Source organism: Collimonas pratensis, from assembly GCF_001584185.1.
In the GTDB taxonomy this organism is placed as follows: Bacteria; Pseudomonadota; Gammaproteobacteria; order Burkholderiales; family Burkholderiaceae_D; genus Collimonas; species Collimonas pratensis.
Genome location: NZ_CP013234.1, coordinates 5,501,615 through 5,521,659 on the forward strand (window position 1 = coordinate 5,501,615; position 20,045 = coordinate 5,521,659).

Consider the following 20,045-nt stretch of genomic DNA (forward strand, 5'->3'; position numbering starts at 1 on the left):
TGGTTAATACATCCCTTCATCGCGATTGCGGTAAGTTCTTCCGGTCCGGATCCGCCCCAGCTGGAATTCCAACGTCCATTTTCCGAAATGACAAACACTTTGGGCGGCGTCTTGGTCAACCAGATGCGATAACCTTGGCGTCCCTTGTCGTCCAGAAACGGCACACGCTGGATATCTCCAACGGCGGCGAAATTAGAGGCTGGGGAATCGGTTGTCTACTGACACCGGGTTTGCCCGCATCGAGAGCGATCGGGCCTGGGCCTTTGCCTAAATTCGCCTTCAACGTAACCACTGCACGCGACATGCCGGCATGGCATTCATATTCGACACCGCTATCGAATATCTTGTTCTTGTAGTAACTGACAATGCCGACTATCGCATTCGCCCCGCTTTGCCTGGCTTGCCGAGCCAGCTCCTGAAGTGCGTTGCCGAGCGCCAGCTGACACGTACTAGCGTCGTCGAGTGGCACACTGTGTCCCCATTGTTCGATTTTATTAGGCCGTGCTTGTCCTTCAACCACTACCCCTTGCTTGCGAAATTCGACTTCGGATGGCGTTGCGCTACCGAAAACGATTGTCATGTCCGGTCCAATCGCCTGCTTGACGGTATCTTGCTCCAATACTTCCTTAATCGGCATCATCAAGGTTGTATTACGCGCCTGCGCCACAGAAACGAAAAGCAGGCTGGCAAGCAACCCAATGCACGGCAAACTCAAACCGGCCTTCTTAATTTTTATCATTATTGTCATCTCTGCTTGAAAATCTCACATCTGGAGCACATTGAATTTGATCAAGGCCACATCATTTGCTCAACGGTGCGGCTTGTAATCCAACGCGGCTAAGAAAATCCTCCACCACCGGCGCCCAGACCTTGGTCCCGGCGGAGAACAGGGTATGGCCGTTCTTGCCAAACGGCGGCAGCAGTTTATATTCGGCCTGGCCGCCGGCCTTGCTGAAGGCTGCGTACCACTGTCGGCTGTATTGCGGCCCGAAAAACAGGTCGTTCTCGGTGTACACCCACAGCATCGGCGCTTTGCTGGTCTTGCCGAATTCGGCATACATGCTCTCCAGCTTGCCGCCCTGGCAAGGCACGCCAGGATGCTTGTCAGGATCGCCGCCGGCGCCGCCGGCAAAATTGATGGCTGCCACCAGGCCAGGCGGCATCCTGGCGGCCACCGCTGTAGTGACATAGCCGCCAACCGATTCGCCAACCAGCAGTACACGCTCGGGATTGACGTAGGGCTGAAGCTTGGCGTAGTCCAGCACCGCCAGCACTTCCGTGCTGGCGGCAGCGGCCATCGGCCCGTAGTCATTCTGGTTGCAGTTGCCGCTTTCCTCCGGATCTGGCTCGACGCCGGCATCGCCATAGCCAAGCCGGGTCGGCACGAATACGGCGTAGCCGCGCTCGGTGAAGAAGCGCACCTGCTGTGTATAGCGGAAACGCGGCGGCTTGGAGCGGTCGGTGGCGCTGCGGCCGTGATTGATGATCACCAGCGGGAACGGCCCGGCGCCGGCTGGCTTGAATTGCGTGACGATGATGTCGCCGCTGACGTTACGGCCATAGAAATTCTTGACTGTCACCGGCAGCCTGGTGACCGTTTCATTCAAATCCTGCGCCAACGGCTGTGCTGAAACATGGCTAAACCAGACGCACAGGCACAAGGCCGCGCAACACGCGGCAAAAGACGCGCTGTGCTGGCTCGATGAGAGTGTAGATTTATCCATGATTACTCAAGCGACACCGCTTTCACTCCCCTTGCTGAGCGCGCCCGGCAGGTGCAGTCGACTGTTGTAGCTGGCCGGCTGCAGCGCTAGGGTGATAAACCACGGTGTTATCGACTGCATACAGTTGGCAGTTCCTGGCGCCGTGGTTGTAGCAGTTCTGCAAAGCCCGCAAGGCAGGATCTCTTGGCAGGTTCGGGTCAGGCGGCGTGCCCCAGGATTGCCACAGAAAACCGTCTTCCGCCACGACAAAGGCGCGCGGGCCTGTCCTGGTCAGCCACAGCTGATAAACCTCGCGGCCGCGCTGGTCCAGGAAAGGCACCTGCTGCACATCGTTGATGTCGGCATAGCCTGATGCCGGCGGCATCAAACGTGGCGTCGTCCCTCCATAACTACTGTAAACACGGTCGGTCTTGGCCAGCTTGGCCTTGAGATCGACCACCCCGCGCGTCATGCCCGCATGGCATTCATACTGGGTGGTGCTGTTCATCTCCACCAAGTGGTCATAGAAACTGACAATACCGACTACTGCATTGGCGCCACTGTTGCGCGCCTGCTTGATCAGGTCGAGCAAGGCATTTTGCAAAGCCATTTTGCAGACGACGACGTCGTCGGTAACCTTACTTTGATAATTAGGCCTGGCTTCTCCCCTGGCGAAAATCTCTTGCGACATCAAAGTTGTGCCATCCGGCACGGCGGAACCGAAAATGATCGACAGATCACTGCCAAGCGCCTGCTGCACCGCGCGTTGCGAAACGGCTTCGCTGACCGGCAGCATCAACTTGGTATTGCGCGCCTGCGCTAAGGTCGGCGCCAGAGCGCTCGCCAACAGACAGACAAACGCAGGAGCAAGATAGGATTTTTTCAAAGATGTGAGCATGATTATTTTTTTATATCCCTGTGAATAATTAACCTGTGAAACCTTCAGCGTCTCGCCTGCCCGCTCCTTTGCTCAAATTCTCAGAACTAATTTTTACCCGTGGCATTGCCTGCAGCGGAAACCACCGCAGGTGCAGCGGCAGGCTGCGGCGATTGCCCGGCACTGGCGCCAAGGCCCTCCACCCTTGCCAGCCGCGCCTTCAGGTCCACCACCGCACGGGTGGCGCCGGCGTGGCATTCATAATCGCTGACGCTATCCATGATCGCGCCGTGGTTGTAGTAGCTGACGATGCCCACCACCGCATTGGCGCCATTCACGCGCGCCCGCTGCACCAGATAGACCAGTGCTTGCTTTAAAGCCTTGTTGCAGACGATATCGTCTTCGTAGCCATTCTTGAAGCTAGGCTGGATCTCGCCGCGGACCACGATCTCGCCCGGCAACACGGCCATGCCTTCCGGTATGGAGGAACCGAAGACGAACGCCATATCCCCGCTGCCGGCAGCCGCACTGCCTTCAGCCGCCGGCGCCTGCTGCGCGGTCTTCGGCGAAACCACCGGGCCTACCGGCAGCACCAGCTTGGTATTGCGGGCTTGCGCCGTGCCTTGCCAGCAGATAGCGGCAAGCACGCAGGTCAACATGAAATGACGCCTATTTGAGAAATTGATCATTTTTATTTTCTTATCCCTGTTTTATCCGGCGGCCACTTACATGCGGAACACGCCAAACTTGGTGTCGGCGATCGGTGCATTCAAAGCGGCGCTCAAACCCAGCCCCAGTACCCGGCGCGTATCGGCCGGATCGATCACGCCGTCGTCCCACAGGCGGGCCGAGGCGTAATACGGATGCCCTTGATGCTCGTACTGGTCACGGATCGGCTTTTTGAATGCCTCTTCCTCATCGGCGCTCCAGCTGCCGCCCTTGCCTTCTATGCCGTCGCGCTTGACGGTCGCCAGCACGCCGGCGGCCTGTTCTCCGCCCATGACTGAAATACGGGCGTTAGGCCACATCCACAGGAAGCGTGGCGAATAGGCGCGGCCGCACATGCCATAGTTGCCGGCGCCGAAGCTGCCGCCGATAATCACTGTCAGCTTCGGCACCGAGGTGGTCGCCACCGCGGTCACCATCTTGGCGCCGTTGCGGGCGATGCCTTCGTTTTCGTAGCGGCGGCCGACCATGAAACCGGTGATGTTTTGCAGGAATACCAGCGGGATCTTGCGTTGCGAGCAGAGTTCGATGAAGTGGGTGCCCTTCAGCGCGGCTTCGGAAAACAGGATGCCGTTGTTGGCGATGATCCCGACCGGCATGCCGTAGATGTGGGCGAAGCCGCAGATCAGCGTGGTGCCGTAGCGCGCCTTGAACTCGTCGAACTCGCTGCCGTCGACCACGCGCGCGATGACTTCGCGCACGTCGAAAGGCTTGCGGGTGTCGACCGGAATCACGCCGTACAGTTCGTGCGCCGGATATTTCGGCTCCACCACCGGCCGCAGCAGCGGGCCTTGCGGCTTTTGCCGGTTCAGGTTGGAAACGATGGTGCGCGCCAGCGACAGCGCGTGCATGTCGTTTTGCGCCAGATGATCGGCGACGCCGGACAGACGGGTGTGGACATCGCCGCCGCCAAGGTCTTCGGCGCTGACGACTTCGCCGGTAGCTGCTTTCACCAACGGCGGTCCGGCCAGGAAAATCGTACCCTGGTTCTTGACGATGATCGATTCGTCGCTCATCGCCGGCACATAGGCGCCGCCGGCGGTGCACGAACCCATCACCACGGCGATCTGTGGAATGCCCTTGGCCGAGAGGTTGGCTTGGTTGTAGAAGATGCGGCCGAAATGGTCGCGGTCAGGGAAGACTTCATCCTGGTTCGGCAGGTTGGCGCCGCCGCTGTCGACCAGGTAGATGCAAGGCAGGTTGTTCTGTTCGGCGATTTCCTGCGCCCGCAAGTGCTTCTTGACGCTGAGCGGATAGTAGGTGCCGCCCTTGACCGTGGCATCATTGCAGACCACCACGCATTCCTGGCCGGCGATACGGCCGATGCCAGTGATCACACCGGCGGCCGGCGCCGCATCGCTGCCGTCCTTGTCCTTGTAGACGTGGTAAGCCGCGAGCTGGGAAAACTCCATGAATGGCGTGCCCGGATCGAGCAGCATCTGCACGCGGTCACGCGGCAGCAGTTTGCCGCGCGCCACGTGTTTGCTGCGCGCCGCTTCACCGCCGCCTTCGGCGATCTGCGCTACCTTCTGGCGCAGGTCGTCGACCAGCAGGTTGAGGGCGCTGGCGTTTTGCTGGAATTCTTCGCTGCGTGGATTCAGCTTGCTTTCTAACTGGGGCATTGCAATGTCCTTTTATAAATCTGATGTCTCTGGTGTTGTCGTGTAATGTGGTGCTTAGTCTGTACTCAGGCGGTGTGGACGTCGTTCAGGTGCAGCTCGTTCTTCATCGCTTCGCGGATCTTGAATTTCTGTATCTTGCCGGTGATGGTCATCGGAAAAGCGTCGACAAAGCGGATATAGCGCGGCACCTTGTAATAGGCGATCTGGCCCTGGCAAAAATCGCGTATGGCTTGCTCGTCCGCGCTCTGGCCCGGACGCAGGATGATCCAAGCGCACAGTTCCTCGCCATACTTCGGATCCGGCACGCCCACCACCTGCACATCCTGCACCGCAGGATGGCGATACAGGAATTCTTCTATCTCGCGCGGATAGATGTTCTCGCCGCCGCGTATCACCATGTCTTTCATGCGGCCAACGATATTGACGTAGCCTTCCGCATCCATCACGGCCAGGTCACCAGTGTGCATCCAGCCTTCGGCATCGATCGCTTCGCGCGTCTTGTCGGCGTCGCCCCAGTAGCCGTGCATCACCGAGTAGCCATGCGTGCAAAGTTCGCCGGAACTGCCGATCGGCATGACCGTGCCGGATTCCGGATCGATGATTTTTACCTGCAGATGCGGCTGTACCGTGCCGACTGTCGACACCCGCTTTTCCAGCGGCGTGTCGGTCATGCTTTGGCAGCTGACCGGGCTGGTTTCGGTCATGCCGTAGGCAATCGTGATCTGTTCCAGGTGCATGTCGCGCACTACGCGTTTCATCACTTCGATCGGACAGGGCGAACCAGCCATGATCCCGGTGCGCAAGGTCGACAGGTCGAACTCCGCAAAGCGCGGATGGTCCAGTTCGGCGATGAACATGGTCGGCACGCCGTGCAAGCCGGTGCAGCGCTCTTCCTGAACCGCCTGCAGCACCGACAAGGGCTCGAAGCCGTCATTCGGATAGATGATGGCGGCGCCATGGGTCAGGCAAGCCAGGTTGCCCAGCACCATGCCGAAGCAGTGATACAGCGGCACCGGGATGCACAGGCGGTCAGCTGCGGTCAGCTTCATCGCTTCGCCGATGAAAAAACCATTGTTCAGGATATTGTGGTGGGTCAGCGTCGCGCCTTTGGGAAAGCCGGTAGTACCGCTGGTGAACTGGATATTGATCGGATCGGTAGCGCGCAAGCCGGCGCCGATTGCCGTCAGTTTCGGGTCGGCGGCGTCGCCACCGGCAATCAAGTCGGCAAAGCGCAGCATGCCAGGCACGGCTTCGCTGCCAAGCTGGATCACCGTTTTCAAGGCCGGCACCCGCGCTGCCTGCAAGCTGCCCGCCTTTGAAGTCGCCAGTTCCGGCGCCACGGTGCGTATCATTTCCAGATAATCGCTGGTCTTGAAGCTGGTCATCGAAATCAATGCCTTGCAGCCGACATTGTTGAGCGCATATTCCAGCTCGCTGACGCGGTAGGCTGGATTGATGTTGACCAGGATAATGCCGGCATAGGCCGTGGCCAGCTGTGTCAGCAGCCATTCGGCATTGTTGTGCGACCAGATGCCGATGCGGTCGCCCGGCTGCAGGCCGAGCGCGAGCATGGCGCTGGCCAGTCGCCGCGCCTCGCGCTGCAGTTCACGGTAGCTAAAGCGGATACCTTGATGGCGCGACACCAGCGCGTCGTTGTCTGGAACCTGCGCCGCCATGCCGTCGAAAAACGCGCCGATGGTCTGCTCGATCAGCGGCGTATCCTGGCGGCCGCGAGCCATGCTGGAATTCAGTTGCGTCATGATCTTGTCTCCTATATCCCTTCTTATATTTCTTTGACCATTTCTTCTTATTTTTATATCCGCTCTAGTCAGTTGAGGACAGAGGCACACGGCAAGTGCTGCACGGGAAGTGTAATTCGCCGCGCAACGGCGGCTCTTAAACTCTGTCCCCAAATAGTTGGCCTTTCTCGGGAAAACTACCGTCAACATAGAACCAGCGCGATACACCCGCCACATCAGGCTCACGCACAAAACGGCTCACCTCGTGCAGGCGATGAGCGCGACCATCGATCTTGTAGCGCGCCACAAATTCGACGATGGCGCTGTCGCCCTCGGTCTCATGCCTGCGCACATCCAGCCCCAGCCACTTCAAGCCCGCTTCCGCCACGATCGGCTCAGCCGCTCGGGTGCTGGCGTGCCAGGTCGCCTGCAGATAGGCGCCGTTATCCATTACATAAGCGCTGTAGCGCGAGCGCATCAGCGCCAACGCCGTCGGCGCCACCTCATCGCCCGCGTGATAACGGCCGCAGCATTGTGCGTAGTTGCCGCCGCCGCAAGGGCAGGCTATGGTTGCAGCGGTCAAATCTTACCGTCCCGCATGAATGCCTCAAGCTGATCGAAACGGTCGAAGCCCCAGAACGCTTCGCCGTCGACGATCACGAATGGCGAGCCGAACACGCCGCGCGCCATCGCCAGGTCGACTTCGGCTTTCAGCTGGTTCTTGATCGGCAGGCTGTTGATGCCATCCATCAGGCCATTGGTGTCGACGCCGCTGCGGTGGCCGACTTCCAGCAGGTGCATCGGTTCGCCGATATTGATGCCGTCGACAAAATAAGCCTGGTAAATCTGCTTGGCGAATTTATTGGCCTTGTCCTCACCCTGCTTACCGCGCACCCATAGCACGGCACGCGCCGCAGCCTGGGTAGAGATCGGGAAGGCGCTCGGGCGGTTGTAGGGAATGCCGTGGAAACGCGCGCTGCGCTCGAAATCGTGGAACGAGTAATCGCCCTTGATCGGCACCTGCGGCAAGGGCACCGAACCGGTGGTCTTGAACACCGGCCCGAGCAGGATCGGATGCCATTCGACATCGCGCTTGTACTTGGCCGCCAGCGCATCGATGCGGGTGGCGGCGAAGTAGCCGTAAGGAGACGAAAAATCGAAGTAGAAATCTATTGCTGCAGCCATGTCTATTACCTTGTCGAAATCGCAATTCATGAAGTCAAATAACAAAGATCAGCGTGAATCCGCGGCCTTGCCACGAATAAACGCTGATCTTTTGCTGCTTGCTACCGTGCTGCGTGAACTACATGCGTGCGCGAACTATCAGACCAGTTCAACCGCAATTGCCGTGCCTTCGCCGCCGCCGATGCACAGCGAAGCAACGCCGCGCTTGAGGCCCTTGGCCTTCAGCGCGCCCAGCAGCGTGACGATGATGCGCGCACCGGAAGCGCCGATAGGATGGCCCAGCGCACAGGCGCCGCCGTGGACGTTGATCTTGTCGTGCGGGATGTCGTGCTCTTTCATGGCGGCCATCGGCACCACGGCGAACGCTTCATTGACTTCATACAGATCGACGTCGCTGTGCTTCCAGCCGACTTTCTTGTACAGCTTTTCAATCGCACCGACCGGTGCGGTGGTGAACCATTCCGGTTCTTGCGAATGGCTGGCGTGACCGAGGATGCGAGCAATCGGCGTGCAGCCGAGTTTCTTGGCGGTCGATTCGCGCATCAGCACCAACGCCGCGGCGCCGTCGTTGATCGAGGATGACGAAGCGGCAGTGATGGTACCGTCCTTCTTGAACGCCGCCCGCAGCGACGGGATCTTGTCGACCTTGGCTTTTTGCGGACCTTCATCCTTGTCGATCACCACTTCGCCGGCACGGCTGGTGACGGTGACCGGCGCGATTTCCCATTTGAAGGAACCGTCGGCGGTAGCGGCCTGCGCGCGCTGCACCGAAGCGATGGCAAAGGCGTCCTGGTCGGCGCGGCTGAAATGGTATTTAGCGGCGCATTCTTCGCCGAAAGTGCCCATCGAACGGCCGCCGCCGTTTTCGCCCTTGGAATAAGCATCTTCCAGGCCGTCCAGCATCATGTGGTCGAAAATCATGCCGTGGCCGATACGGTAGCCGCCGCGCGCTTTCGGGATCAGGTAAGGGGCATTGGTCATCGATTCCATGCCGCCGGCGACCACCACTTCGTTAGTGCCTGCCAGCAGGGAGTCGAAACCGAACATGGTGGCTTGCATAGCCGAACCGCATACCTTGGAGATGGTGGCAGCGTTGGTGCCGACCGGCAGGCCGGCCTTGATGGTGGCCTGGCGCGCCGGCGCCTGGCCCTGGCCCGCTTGCAGCACATTGCCGAACAACACGGCGTCGACTTGTTCCGGCTTCAGACCGGCGCGCTCCACCGCGGCCTTGATCGCCACAGCACCCAGATCAGTGGCGGTCAACGCCGCAAAATCACCCTGAAACGCACCCATTGGAGTACGTGCTGCACCGACGATAACGATTGGGTCATTCATGTTGCTTCTCCAGATTACGACAACTTGTCAGCCGCTGCGGCTCCCACCTTGATCCGTGTTGTCCGCTTACGGCCGTGCTGCCTGGTTGGTTAAAAATAATGCAAATTAACTACGATGTCTGTGTTGCTGCCTGTGTTACTGCTTGCGCTACCTGGTTATTGGACGAATAGCTAAAACGGCATTCCTGCGGATAGGGAAAGACATCGTCGAAATGCCCTTCCTGTATGTGCTGCTTGCGTTGTTGCCAATATTGCTGGGTTAGCAAATCGGCATGATGCTTGATGAAATACTTCTTCACGTTCGGATTTCCGAGAAGAAATACTCCGAACTGCTCTGGAAAGACATCGTTTTTGGCGATCGCATACCAGGGCTCGGCCGACATTTCATCCTCTTCATTGCGCGGCTGCGGGATCACGCGGAAATTGCAGTCGGTAATGTATTCAATCTCATCATAGTCGTAAAACACGACCCGATTGTGACGCGTGACGCCAAAATTTTTGTACAGCATGTCGCCCGGAAAGATATTCGCGGCGACCAGTTCCTTGATGGCGTTGCCGTATTCGGTAATGCCATGTTCCAGCGCTGCCTGGTCATCGTTTTGCTCGGCGTTGCTGAGGTAAATGTTGAGCGGCACCATGCGCCGCTCTATATACAGGTGCTTGATGATGATTTCATCGCCGTCTTCTTCCACCACCGAGGGTGCCACTTGCTTCAGTTCGGCCAGCAGTTCGTCGGCGAATCGGGCACGCGGAAAGGCCACGCTGGAGTATTCCAGGGTATCGGCCATGCGGCCGACACGGTCGTGATGCTTGACCAGCAGGTATTTTTCCTTGACCAGGGCGTTGGTGGTTTCCTTCGGCGCCGGGAAGAAGTCCTTGATCACCTTGAACACATAGGGAAACGAGGGCAAGGCGAACACCACCATGACCAGCCCGCGGATGCCGGGAGCGATTTCGAAGTTGTCCGAGGAATGTCGCAGATGACGCAGGAAATCGCGGTAAAACAGCGCTTTTCCCAGCTTTTGCAAACCCAGGATGGTGTAGATCTCACTGCGCGGCTTGTTCGGCAGCAGGCTGCGCAGGAACTGCACATAGGCCGACGGCACTTCCATGTCGACCATGAAATAGGCGCGCGTGAAGGAGAACAGGATAGTCAGGATCTTGTTATCGAACAGCACCGCGTCCAGCACCAGCTTGCCGTCGCGGTCATGCAAGATGGGCACGACGAAGGGATATTCGCGCGGTCCGTTGATCATCTTGCCGACCACGTAGGCGCCCTTGTTACGGTAGAAGGCGTTCGACAAGACCTGGATCTGGTGATTCGGCTCCAGCGGCGTGTCGCCGAAGGCTTGGCGGATGCGCTCTTCAGCCAGCAAGACGTCGCGGTCGAGGTCGGCAAACGGCCGCTGCAACTGCAGATTGGTGATCAGGCGCTTGAGCGTATAGTGCAGGCCGTCCTTGGCCGGGTAGTACACCCGGTAGGTCGGCAGCGCTTCGTCGGTGTCGATGTATTCGGTCGATACCGCCGGCCGCACGAAGATGAAATCGTTATGGAAATAGGTACGGTGCAGGATGTTGCAGCAAACCGAATTGAAGAAGGTTTCCGCCAGCTCCGGCTGCTTGTGATAGGTCAGCATACCGATGTAGTGCAGCTTGACTTCACGCCAGACTTCGTCGGTCAGGTCGCCTTGATCATATTCGTCTTCCAGCGCCTGCACGCATTCGCGTACACGCGCATCGTAGAAGCCGATCCGTTCGCGCGCCGCCAACTGAGCGGTTTTCCAGTCTGCTTCTTCAAAATGCCGCTTGGCCAGCACGCTGGCTTCACGGAACAAACGGTAATGCTTGTCGAAACCGTCCAAAATCATGCGCGCAGTATCGAAAGCGATCTGCGACGACAGTAATTTCGGAAAGTTTCCAGAGGTGATCACAGCGCGAACCGTTCCTTCCAGCCTGCCAGCATAGCCAAGCTGACGCCGATGCCGCCGCACACCACGATCAGCGGCCGCTTATATGGCGCCAGTGCCGGCAGATTTTCATAGGCCACCGCCAGCGCCGCGCCGCAAGCCGGTTCCACCAGGGTGCGCATCTGGTCGGCGAACAGCAACGCCGCCGAGACTGCCTGGGCATCGCTGACCACCACGCTGTGAACTTCATGGCGCTGGGTCCAGGCGAAACATTCGGCGGCTACACGCTTGGCGGCCAGGGTCGAAGCAATCGAGGTGATCGCCGGCAAGCTTACCAGTTCACCAGCGCGCACGGCGGCGTTGAGCGAGGCGGCGCCGTCGGTTTCGGCTGCAATCAGCGGGATGTGCGCCAGGCCGTTGCGATGCAGGCCGCTCAGCACGCCGCTCATCAGGCCGCCGCCGCCTACTGAGCAGATGACGACGTCAAAGTCGACGCCCTGCTCGCGCGCCTGCTGCACCGCTTCGTCGATCATGGTGGCATTGCCGTCCCAGATATCGGGATGGTCGAAAGGCGGGATATAGACGCTGCCGGGCTGCTCGCACAGTTGCAGCGCCAGCTGGTTGGCCTCGTCCCAGACCGCGCCGTGCACGATGACCTCGGCGCCGATATCGCGGATGCGCTGGCAGACGGTGGCGGCGGTGCTTTCAGGGACGACGATGGTGGTCTTGATGCCAAGCGCGGCGCCGGCGAAGGCAGCGGCAAAGCCGGCATTGCCGCCGGACGGACACACCAGGTGGCTGGCGCCGGCAGCTACCGCACGCTGGCATAGCAAGCCGATGCCGCGCAGCTTGAAGGAGCCGGCCGGCTGGGTGTTTTCCATCTTCAGCAACACCTGTTTGCCGAGTGCGACGGAAAGTTGCGGATGTCGCAGTAACGCGGTGTGAATATGCAGTGAAGTCATGTTCTTGACGCTGTTGCCTTTTTTTCAATTGTGCCATTAAACAAAGAAAATACATAACGCATTTTCTGACGAGCAGAGCGAATAACCTGGGCCGTCTAGGCAACCCCGACTATGCATCCCCGCCTAGGCGACCCCGACTACGCGTCCCGGTCTAGGCGACCCCGTCGTTCCCGCGCACGCGGGAATCCATTTTTTTGCCGCTTGCCTAGTCCGTACCATGGATCCCCGCGTGCGCGGGGATGACGCCGCACTGTTTATTTACATCGTTTCCGCAAACAACTCTCGCCCAATCAGCATGCGGCGGATTTCGCTGGTGCCGGCGCCGATTTCGTACAGCTTGGCGTCGCGCCACAGGCGTCCAACCGGATACTCATTGATATAACCGTTGCCGCCCAGCGCCTGGATCGCTTCGCCCGCCATCCAGGTGGCTTTTTCCGCCGAATACAGGATCGCGCCGGCGGCATCCTTGCGCAAGGCGCGGGCCGCGGCCGGGTTCTTGGCGCGGTCGCAAGCCTGGCCCACTGCGTAGACATAGGCCTTGCATGCCATCATGGTCGAATACATATCGGCCAGCTTGCCTTGCATCAGCTGGAATTCGCCGATGGACTGGCCGAACTGCTTGCGGTCATGCACGTAAGGGACTACGACATCCATGCATGCTTGCATGATACCAAGCGGACCGCCGGACAAAACCGTGCGCTCATAGTCCAGGCCGGACATCAGGACGTTGACGCCCTTGCCCAAGCCGCCCAGCACATTTTCGGCCGGCACTTCGCAATCCTGGAACACCAGTTCGCCGGTGTGCGAGCCGCGCATGCCAAGCTTGTCCAGCTTTTGCGCGACGCTGAAGCCCTTGAAGCTCTTTTCGATCAGGAAGGCGGTCATGCCGCGGGCGCCAGCTTCCAGGTCGGTCTTGGCGTAGACCACCAGGACGTCGGCGTCGGGGCCGTTGGTAATCCACATCTTGCTGCCGTTCAGGATATAGCGGTCACCCTTGAGCTCGGCGCGCAGCTTCATGCTGACGACGTCGGAACCGGCGTTCGGCTCGGACATGGCGAGCGCGCCGACATGGTCGCCGGAGATCAGTTTCGGCAGGTATTTGGCTTTTTGTTCAGGGCTGCCGTTGCGCTTGATCTGGTTCACGCACAGGTTCGAGTGGGCGCCGTAGGACAGGCCGACCGAGGCTGAAGCGCGCGAGATTTCTTCCATGGCGATGATGTGCGCCAGGTAGCCCATGCCGCTGCCGCCGTATTCTTCTTCCGCGGTGATGCCGAGCAGGCCAAGATCGCCCATTTTCTTCCACAGGTCCATCGGAAACTGGTCGTTTCGGTCGATTTCAGCGGCGCGCGGGGCGATTTCCGCTGCGGCAAATTCCTGGATGGCGCTGCGCAATGCATCGATGTCTTCGCCGTGATCGAACGTCAGGCCTGGTAAATGGATCATGTTGTCTCCTTCGTTATTCTTGCGAGTGGTGTAATCGGAAATGGGTGAGGATTGCGAAACGACGGTCAGTCCTTGGGACCGGCCGCCGCCAGCGCCGGATGATCGCTCAGCTGGCCGCTGTTCAGCAGGCGCCGGCATTCATCTTCATGGGCGGTGATTTCTTCCAGCGTGACTTCGATGTCTTCGCGCTGCTGTTCCAGATGTTCGCGGTGGCGGGCCAGCACCTGCAGGAACAGTTCCAGTTGCGGCGCCGAGTCCTTGGGCGAATCGTACATGTCGACCAGGCTCTTGATTTCCGACAGCGTCAGACCCAGGCGTTTGCCGCGCAGGGTCAGTTTCAGGCGGGTGCGCTCGCGCCCGGCATACACGCGGTTGCGGCCGCCGGCGCCATCCCGCTTCGGGCTCAGCAAGCCCTGATCCTCATAGAAACGGATCGCCCGCGGGGTAATATCGAATTCGCGGGCCAGTTCGGTGATGGTGTAAGTGGGCATGATCAGATAGTCATCAAGGAACAAAATTGCTGGTTTAGGTACAATGGCAGTTAACGTTAACGTAAAGCACATTGTAGGCGCGCTGGCGGAAAATGAAAACACCGAAAAACTACTGGCGTTCCTAAAGTGACGTAGAAGTTGGGATTACTGCCGTAGAAGGTGAGATTTTTGCCTTGATAAATGAGACCAGTATTGATTGACGTATCCGGTGGGCCTCATGCGGGTGTTGGGCGCGGTATATTCAAGTCAATTTGAGCACGAGTCACAACCAAGGCGGTCGTAACTTATGTGCACAGCCACATCTGTTTGCATAGCAAAGCGAGCAGCCATAGAACCTGTTTACGGGACCGCCGCACACCCAGCGCTCTTGATCAGCACAGTCACTAACTTTACATGGGAATACGCTGGAGGGGGAAGGTCAATTCGTTCAAGTAAAAATCAAAAAATACGCAAAATATCGATCCATCATAATTGATACCATTACAATTTAGGTGACAGCACCATTTAACGCGCAGCGTCGTGTACGACTGAAATGACCGTTGTATTTTGCAAGAACGCCATTTTTCTTTTGTTGAGCGCCAATAATGCCCCAACCTGGCGCCCATTTTAATGAGTATTTCACACGCAAAACAGCTATGAAAAAAGTGTCGGAAACCGATATTGAACGGCTGAAATTTAGCTTAGCAGTTAAGCTCGAAGAGAAAAAATGGGCCTTTAAACAGAAGGAACTGGAATTTAACGAAGCTGGACAGCATTTGCGGTCGTTGAACGGTTTTTTATGGCAAGTACCTGGAATGGCGATCGCAATTACTGGCGGCATTTGGTATGGGGTCTCCAATATTCAAGTTGATGTTACTAAGGCCTGGATATTATGTTTTGTTGGTGCATTTAACATACTGACAATAGTTGTTCTTTGGCGCTTACGGTGGCTAATTGATTTGCAAATATTAATTCAGAAAAATTTTATCGAAAAACCTGAGACTGAACAGAATAAAGGGATTCCCACATGGCCTCCTCAATGGCTTTTTGGATGGCTTCCTAAATGGTTTCCGAAACGCTGCTTTGTCGTCACTAATTGGAGCCTATTATTGGCATCTGCCGCCTTGCTTAGTTTCGTTGGTGCGGCACACCCGACTTTTATCAAGAAATCCGATGAATTGAAAGAGTCACCGAGTGCGTTGAATTTGCAACTGGGGTCGTTGCTGGAAGCACAAACCTTGATTCAAGCACAAATACAAACGCTGATTCGGGGGCAATTGTCATTTTCCGCAAGCGCTCAGGTCAATTCGGTCATTTGCAATAACACAGATAAAAAGATGAAATCCAATCATAAAAAATCCTCTGTACCGAAATTGAACAGCAATCAGGCAAGATGCAAGGTCGATTGAGTCAAATGGATACAGTTTCCTGGGAAAGTTACGACGTTCATAGTGAGCAGTTTTTTCAAACTTATGAAGGGCTGAATTTTGCCAAAATCCATCGAGCTTTTTTACGATTCTTACCAATCAAAGGATCACGTTGTCTTGATGTCGGCGCAGGTTCTGGTCGCGACGCGTATGCATTGGCGAAACGAGGTTATTACGTAACTGCTGTTGAGCCTAGTGATTCGATGAGGCATCTTGCGGAAAGTAATCATCGACATCCCGATATTCACTGGGTAGCTGACAGCCTTCCATCTTTGAAGCAAGTCCGCTCCCTTCAAATGAAATACGAATTTATACTGTTGAGCGCGGTTTGGATGCATGTGCATCCGAATCGTCGAGAGGAAGCACTTAATACACTCTCGTCTTTGCTGACACGAGACGGGCATATCGCACTGACTGTTCGCTTGGGGCCTGCAAGCAGTGAACGAATAATGTATCCAGTAATAGTGGAAGAATTGATTACTCAGGCTGAAAAACAGGGGCTCTTTCCTGTTTATGTTAGTCGTGCCATGACCGATCGAATGAACAGGCACGAGGTTACATGGAAGAAAATCGTGCTTACGAGGTAAGGTAGCCCACGCAAAAATGATGGCTACTTGACATGCTACCAAGTTCCGACATCCTGTTTGCAGAATCAATTTTATGGTGTAACTACTATGCCCTCGCCCTTCTCATAGCTTATCGAGGGCTATATGAAAAGCAAGCACTGTGCCGCGTGCAGTCAGATATTCTACCCACGTCCCCAAGTTCCGCTACAAAACTACTGTGCTGCCCCAGCCTGCCAGCGTGAACGACGACGCCGCTGGCAAGAAAAAAAACGACAGTCCGATCCCGACTATCAAGACAACCAAACTCGGGCCCAACAAACCTGGTGCAAAAAACATCCAGATTACTGGCACGATTACCGCATCACTCATCCGGAGTATATGAAGCGAAATCGTACTCAGCAACGTGAACGCAATGAACAAGCGCCGGCGAGTTCAATTGCAAAGATGGACGCGTCAGCGCCGATTTTTCGTTTGCAATCAGGGATATATCGCATTACCAGCGTCTCGTCAGCTGGTATTGCAAAGAAGAACGCGTGGATTGTGGAAATCACTTTAGTTTCAGATACTTACCGGTAACCCGAGGGAATTGCAAAGAGAGGACTTGATAGGCGCAACGACACACCGCTGTTACTGTAGCTTCAGGTGCGCGATGAATACAGCATGCAAGATTAGATGCGGTGATTGCGAGAAAGAAAATTCCCATGCACAACATCGTCTGCCGTAATTTGGAGGACGAACCGTATGTTACGAGATCAGGCAGGCGATGGCGATGTTCTGAATGCCTCGCAATTCCAGGCAGCAGAGTATGTGAGGATGTCGACCGAACACCAACAATACTCGACTGAAAATCAACGCGACAAAATTCGCGAATACGCGGTCCAACGCAACATCGAGATCGTGCGCACCTATGCCGACGAGGGTAAAAGCGGCCTGCGTATCGATGGTCGTCAGGCATTGCAACGTTTGATTAAGGACGTCGAAACGGGCACCGCCGATTTCCAGATCATCTTGGTGTACGACGTCAGCAGGTGGGGACGATTTCAAGATGCGGACGAAAGTGCTTATTACGAGTACGTATGTCGACGCGCTGGCATCCAAGTCGCCTATTGTGCCGAACAATTCGAGAACGACGGCTCGCCGGTTTCGACCATCGTCAAGGGCGTCAAACGGGCCATGGCTGGCGAATACAGTCGAGAGTTGTCAGCCAAGGTATTTGCGGGACAATGTCGACTAATTGAACTGGGATATCGACAAGGTGGACCCGCCGGGTATGGCTTGCGGCGCGTATTGATTGACCAGTCCGGGGCCGTCAAAAGCGAACTTGCGCGTGGCGAACACAAAAGCCTCCAGACGGATCGTGTGATTTTGATGCCCGGCCCCGAAGGCGAAACCCACATCGTTAACCAGATTTATCAATGGTTCATCGACGACAGCCTCAACGAATATGAGATTGCCGAACGCCTAAACACCATGAATATCGTGACTGACCTCGGCCGACCTTGGACACGCGCTACCGTGCACGAGGTGCTGACTAATGAGAAATATGTCGGCAACAACATTTATAACCGCATCTCTTTTAAATTGAAAAAGATGCGAGTGGTGAATAGCGCAGATATGTGGATTAGAAAGGATGGCGCCTTCGAATCTGTGGTGCCTCCAGAAATTTTCTATACTGCGCAAGGCATCATGCGCGCACGAGCTCGGCGTTTCACCGACGAGGAATTGGTTGATCGCCTTCGCTCCTTGTACAAGAACCGAGGATTCCTATCGGGACTGATCATCGACGAAATGGAAGGCATGCCGTCATCCACTGTGTATGCTCATCGATTTGGCAGTCTGATCCGAGCCTATGAAATAGTGGGCTTTACGCCCGATCGAGATTATCGCTATCTCGAAATAAACCGATTCCTGCGACGTCTGCATCCGAAAATTGTAGTGGAGACTGAAACCAATATAGCCGAGCTTGGTGGGCAGGTTGTTCGCGACTCGGCAACTGACCTGCTGCAGGTGAATCGGGAATTCTCGGTATCCCTGGTGCTAGCCCGTTGCCAGACACATGATTCAGGTCGTAACCGCTGGAAAATCCGGTTCGATAGCAGCCTGGTGCCGGACATCACTGTGGCCGTACGTCTCGACCAAACGAACCAGTCACCTCTAGATTACTATCTATTGCCGCGACTGGATTTCGGTCAGGCACGCCTTAACCTCGCAGAGCAAAATGCAATCGAATTTGACAGCTATCGCTTTGACACTCTCGATTATCTTTATGGCATGGCGGAGCGCGCTCGCATGAGGAGAGCAGCATGACCCAGAATCATAAGCCTGGCGAGTTAAGGATGATCCCGGTAGACCGTATCGACGTACTCAATCCTCGCGAGCGGAATAATAAAGTGTTTGAGGAAATCACAAAAAATATACAGATGATCGGGCTCAAAAAAACGATCACCGTGACACCGCGCGCCGGTTCCGATGGCGAAGAACGTTACTTATTAGTTTGTGGCGAAGGACGCATGAAGGCGTTCAAGTCCTTTGGCGAAACCACCATTCCCGCACTAGTTGTCTCTGTTAGCGATGAAGACGCATTCATCATGAGCCTTGCCGAGAATATCGCGCGTCGGCACTATCGTCCGCTGGAGCTATTCGCGAGCATACAAGCATTGTTCGATCAAGGATATGACCAAAAAACCATTGCTTCGAAAACAGGGCTAACCCTCGAGTATGTGCACGGCATTGTTGCACTATTGGAGCGGGGCGAAGAGCGATTGCTGGTTGCAGTCGAGAGAGGAAAGATTCCACTCAATGCGGCAATCGCGATAGTTGGTGCAGGCGACGATGACAAAGCCGTGCAGGCCGCATTACAGGAAGCCTATGAATCGGGCAAGCTGCGCGGCAAGCACTTGCAAGAAGCTAGGCGCGTAATCGAGCGACGCCAAACTTTGGGACGATCGGTAGCGCGCGGCACGCCACGTAAAAGAATAGACGTCACAACGTCCAGTTTGGTGCGAACTTATCAGAAGGAAGTCGAACGACAACGTTTGATGGTAAAGAAGGCCGAATTTGCGCAACAACGCCTGCTATTTGTGGTCGGCGCCTTACGTCAGCTTCTCGCGGACGAAAATTTTACCAATTTACTACGTGCTGAAGGTTTGGATACTTTGCCCAAATATTTGACGGATCGAATATGGACGGCTGGGAGCAAGCCATGACGGGGATATCGCTTGGCTTTTCTCTTGAACCGCTATCGCTGCCGCTCACCAGCATCCTTCCATCACGAAAGATGCCTGAAGGCCTCATCACGTCTCGCAAATTCAAACAGATTTGTTCCTCCATTGGAGAGGTCGGTTTAATCGAACCCCTTTCCATTACGCCAGTCATTCGCGACTTAGAGCAATATATGCTTCTGGATGGGCACATCCGCCTCATCGCGATGCGCGATCTTGGATTTGTCGATGCACCGTGCTTGGTGTCGACCGACGATGAAGCATATACCTACAACAGTCGTATCAATCGGCTATCGACGATCCAGGAGCATTTCATGATCCGCCGCGCCATTGATCGCGGAGTCTCGCCTGACCGGCTTGCCAAAGTGTTGAGTGTCGACGTAAGTCAAATACTCAAGAAGATGAATTTGCTCGACGGCATCTGCGCCGAGGCAGCGGACATGCTGAAAGATAGGCAGTTTTCGGTGGAAATATCCAGGGTGCTGCGCAAGATGAATTCAACTCGACAGGTAGAGTGCGTCGAGTTGATGATTGCTGCGAACACCGTGACGGTGGCTTATGCTGAAGCTATGCTGGTGGCAACGCCGGAGGAATTCCTGGTAGAAGCAAAAAAGACGTTGAAGCTGACTGGTGTCACACAGGAGCAGATGGCAAAAATGGAGCGAGAAATGGCGAATCTCCAGGGGCAATACAAAATGGTCGAGCAAAATTACGGTCAGGACGTGCTCAACTTGGTTCTCGCCAAAGGCTATTTGACGAAGCTATTGGAGAACCCATCAGTTGCCCGCTATCTCCGCCAACGGCAGCCGGAGGTATTGGCTGAATTCGAGTTGATCATTAAAACGACCGCGCTGGATCAGTGA

At 56.2% G+C, this 20,045-nt stretch carries 19 protein-coding genes; 6 read left to right on the plus strand and 13 right to left on the minus strand.

The genetic code is table 11. From position 1 onward, the window contains the following. Positions 1 to 115 precede the first annotated feature (115 nt). The 13 genes from CPter91_RS24485 to CPter91_RS24545 form a co-directional block, all read right to left on the minus strand. Positions 116 to 739 (minus strand): YbjQ family protein, encoded by a 624-nt coding sequence (locus CPter91_RS24485; protein ID WP_150119805.1) that lies wholly within the window; start codon positions 737 to 739, stop codon positions 116 to 118. Between the two features lie 61 nt (positions 740 to 800). Next, positions 801 to 1,724 (minus strand): alpha/beta hydrolase family protein, encoded by a 924-nt coding sequence (locus CPter91_RS24490; RefSeq protein WP_061945338.1) that lies wholly within the window; start codon positions 1,722 to 1,724, stop codon positions 801 to 803. Positions 1,725 to 1,746: 22 nt separating this feature from the next. Beyond that, positions 1,747 to 2,601 carry a hypothetical protein gene (locus CPter91_RS24495; protein WP_150119806.1) on the minus strand — a complete coding sequence of 285 codons (855 nt, stop codon included), beginning with the start codon at positions 2,599 to 2,601 and terminating at the stop codon, positions 1,747 to 1,749. A gap of 86 nt (positions 2,602 to 2,687) precedes the next feature. Continuing rightward, the gene (locus tag CPter91_RS24500; RefSeq protein WP_061945342.1) at positions 2,688 to 3,239 is read right to left on the minus strand and encodes a YbjQ family protein; all 552 of its coding nucleotides are present in this window, start codon (positions 3,237 to 3,239) and stop codon (positions 2,688 to 2,690) included. 66 nt (positions 3,240 to 3,305) lie between these two features. After that, on the minus strand, positions 3,306 to 4,928 hold the full coding sequence (locus CPter91_RS24505) for a carboxyl transferase domain-containing protein (protein ID WP_061945344.1): 1,623 nt from the start codon (positions 4,926 to 4,928) through the stop codon (positions 3,306 to 3,308). A 65-nt stretch (positions 4,929 to 4,993) separates the two neighbouring features. After that, the gene (locus tag CPter91_RS24510; RefSeq protein WP_061945346.1) at positions 4,994 to 6,688 is read right to left on the minus strand and encodes an AMP-binding protein; all 1,695 of its coding nucleotides are present in this window, start codon (positions 6,686 to 6,688) and stop codon (positions 4,994 to 4,996) included. Between the two features lie 136 nt (positions 6,689 to 6,824). Then, the gene (locus CPter91_RS24515) at positions 6,825 to 7,250 is read right to left on the minus strand and encodes a YchJ family protein (protein ID WP_061945348.1); all 426 of its coding nucleotides are present in this window, start codon (positions 7,248 to 7,250) and stop codon (positions 6,825 to 6,827) included. Beyond that, positions 7,247 to 7,852 carry a 2-hydroxychromene-2-carboxylate isomerase gene (locus CPter91_RS24520; RefSeq protein ID WP_061945350.1) on the minus strand — a complete coding sequence of 202 codons (606 nt, stop codon included), beginning with the start codon at positions 7,850 to 7,852 and terminating at the stop codon, positions 7,247 to 7,249. The genes CPter91_RS24515 and CPter91_RS24520 overlap by 4 nt, the downstream gene beginning before the upstream one ends. 138 nt (positions 7,853 to 7,990) lie before the next feature. Further along, the gene (locus CPter91_RS24525) at positions 7,991 to 9,187 is read right to left on the minus strand and encodes an acetyl-CoA C-acetyltransferase (protein ID WP_061945352.1); all 1,197 of its coding nucleotides are present in this window, start codon (positions 9,185 to 9,187) and stop codon (positions 7,991 to 7,993) included. A 109-nt stretch (positions 9,188 to 9,296) separates the two neighbouring features. Next, complete coding sequence (gene aceK / locus CPter91_RS24530) at positions 9,297 to 11,114, minus strand: bifunctional isocitrate dehydrogenase kinase/phosphatase (RefSeq protein ID WP_082793566.1); 1,818 nt, start codon at positions 11,112 to 11,114, stop codon at positions 9,297 to 9,299. Beyond that, positions 11,114 to 12,055 carry a pyridoxal-phosphate dependent enzyme gene (locus tag CPter91_RS24535; RefSeq protein WP_061945354.1) on the minus strand — a complete coding sequence of 314 codons (942 nt, stop codon included), beginning with the start codon at positions 12,053 to 12,055 and terminating at the stop codon, positions 11,114 to 11,116. The genes aceK and CPter91_RS24535 overlap by 1 nt, the downstream gene beginning before the upstream one ends. A gap of 258 nt (positions 12,056 to 12,313) precedes the next feature. Continuing rightward, the gene (locus CPter91_RS24540) at positions 12,314 to 13,498 is read right to left on the minus strand and encodes an isovaleryl-CoA dehydrogenase (protein WP_061945356.1); all 1,185 of its coding nucleotides are present in this window, start codon (positions 13,496 to 13,498) and stop codon (positions 12,314 to 12,316) included. Between the two features lie 65 nt (positions 13,499 to 13,563). Continuing rightward, positions 13,564 to 13,989: a MerR family transcriptional regulator gene (locus CPter91_RS24545; protein WP_061946611.1), complete on the minus strand. Its 426-nt coding sequence runs from the start codon at positions 13,987 to 13,989 to the stop codon at positions 13,564 to 13,566. Between the two features lie 584 nt (positions 13,990 to 14,573). Here CPter91_RS24545 and CPter91_RS24550 point away from each other — a divergent pair. From CPter91_RS24550 to CPter91_RS24575, 6 genes are all read left to right on the plus strand, one after another. Next, positions 14,574 to 15,377, plus strand: a complete 804-nt coding sequence (locus CPter91_RS24550) for a hypothetical protein (RefSeq protein ID WP_150119807.1) — start codon at positions 14,574 to 14,576, stop codon at positions 15,375 to 15,377. Between the two features lie 5 nt (positions 15,378 to 15,382). Next, a complete protein-coding gene (locus CPter91_RS26145) occupies positions 15,383 to 15,982 on the plus strand; it encodes a class I SAM-dependent methyltransferase (protein ID WP_167595220.1) in 600 nt (199 codons plus the stop codon). Between the two features lie 123 nt (positions 15,983 to 16,105). Next, positions 16,106 to 16,537 (plus strand): hypothetical protein, encoded by a 432-nt coding sequence (locus CPter91_RS26150; protein WP_082793226.1) that lies wholly within the window; start codon positions 16,106 to 16,108, stop codon positions 16,535 to 16,537. A gap of 165 nt (positions 16,538 to 16,702) precedes the next feature. After that, complete coding sequence (locus tag CPter91_RS24565) at positions 16,703 to 18,268, plus strand: recombinase family protein (protein WP_061945364.1); 1,566 nt, start codon at positions 16,703 to 16,705, stop codon at positions 18,266 to 18,268. Then, positions 18,265 to 19,167 carry a plasmid partitioning protein RepB C-terminal domain-containing protein gene (locus CPter91_RS24570; protein WP_061945367.1) on the plus strand — a complete coding sequence of 301 codons (903 nt, stop codon included), beginning with the start codon at positions 18,265 to 18,267 and terminating at the stop codon, positions 19,165 to 19,167. Before CPter91_RS24565 ends, CPter91_RS24570 begins: the two co-directional genes overlap by 4 nt. Beyond that, positions 19,164 to 20,045: a plasmid partitioning protein RepB C-terminal domain-containing protein gene (locus tag CPter91_RS24575; protein ID WP_061946613.1), complete on the plus strand. Its 882-nt coding sequence runs from the start codon at positions 19,164 to 19,166 to the stop codon at positions 20,043 to 20,045. The genes CPter91_RS24570 and CPter91_RS24575 overlap by 4 nt, the downstream gene beginning before the upstream one ends.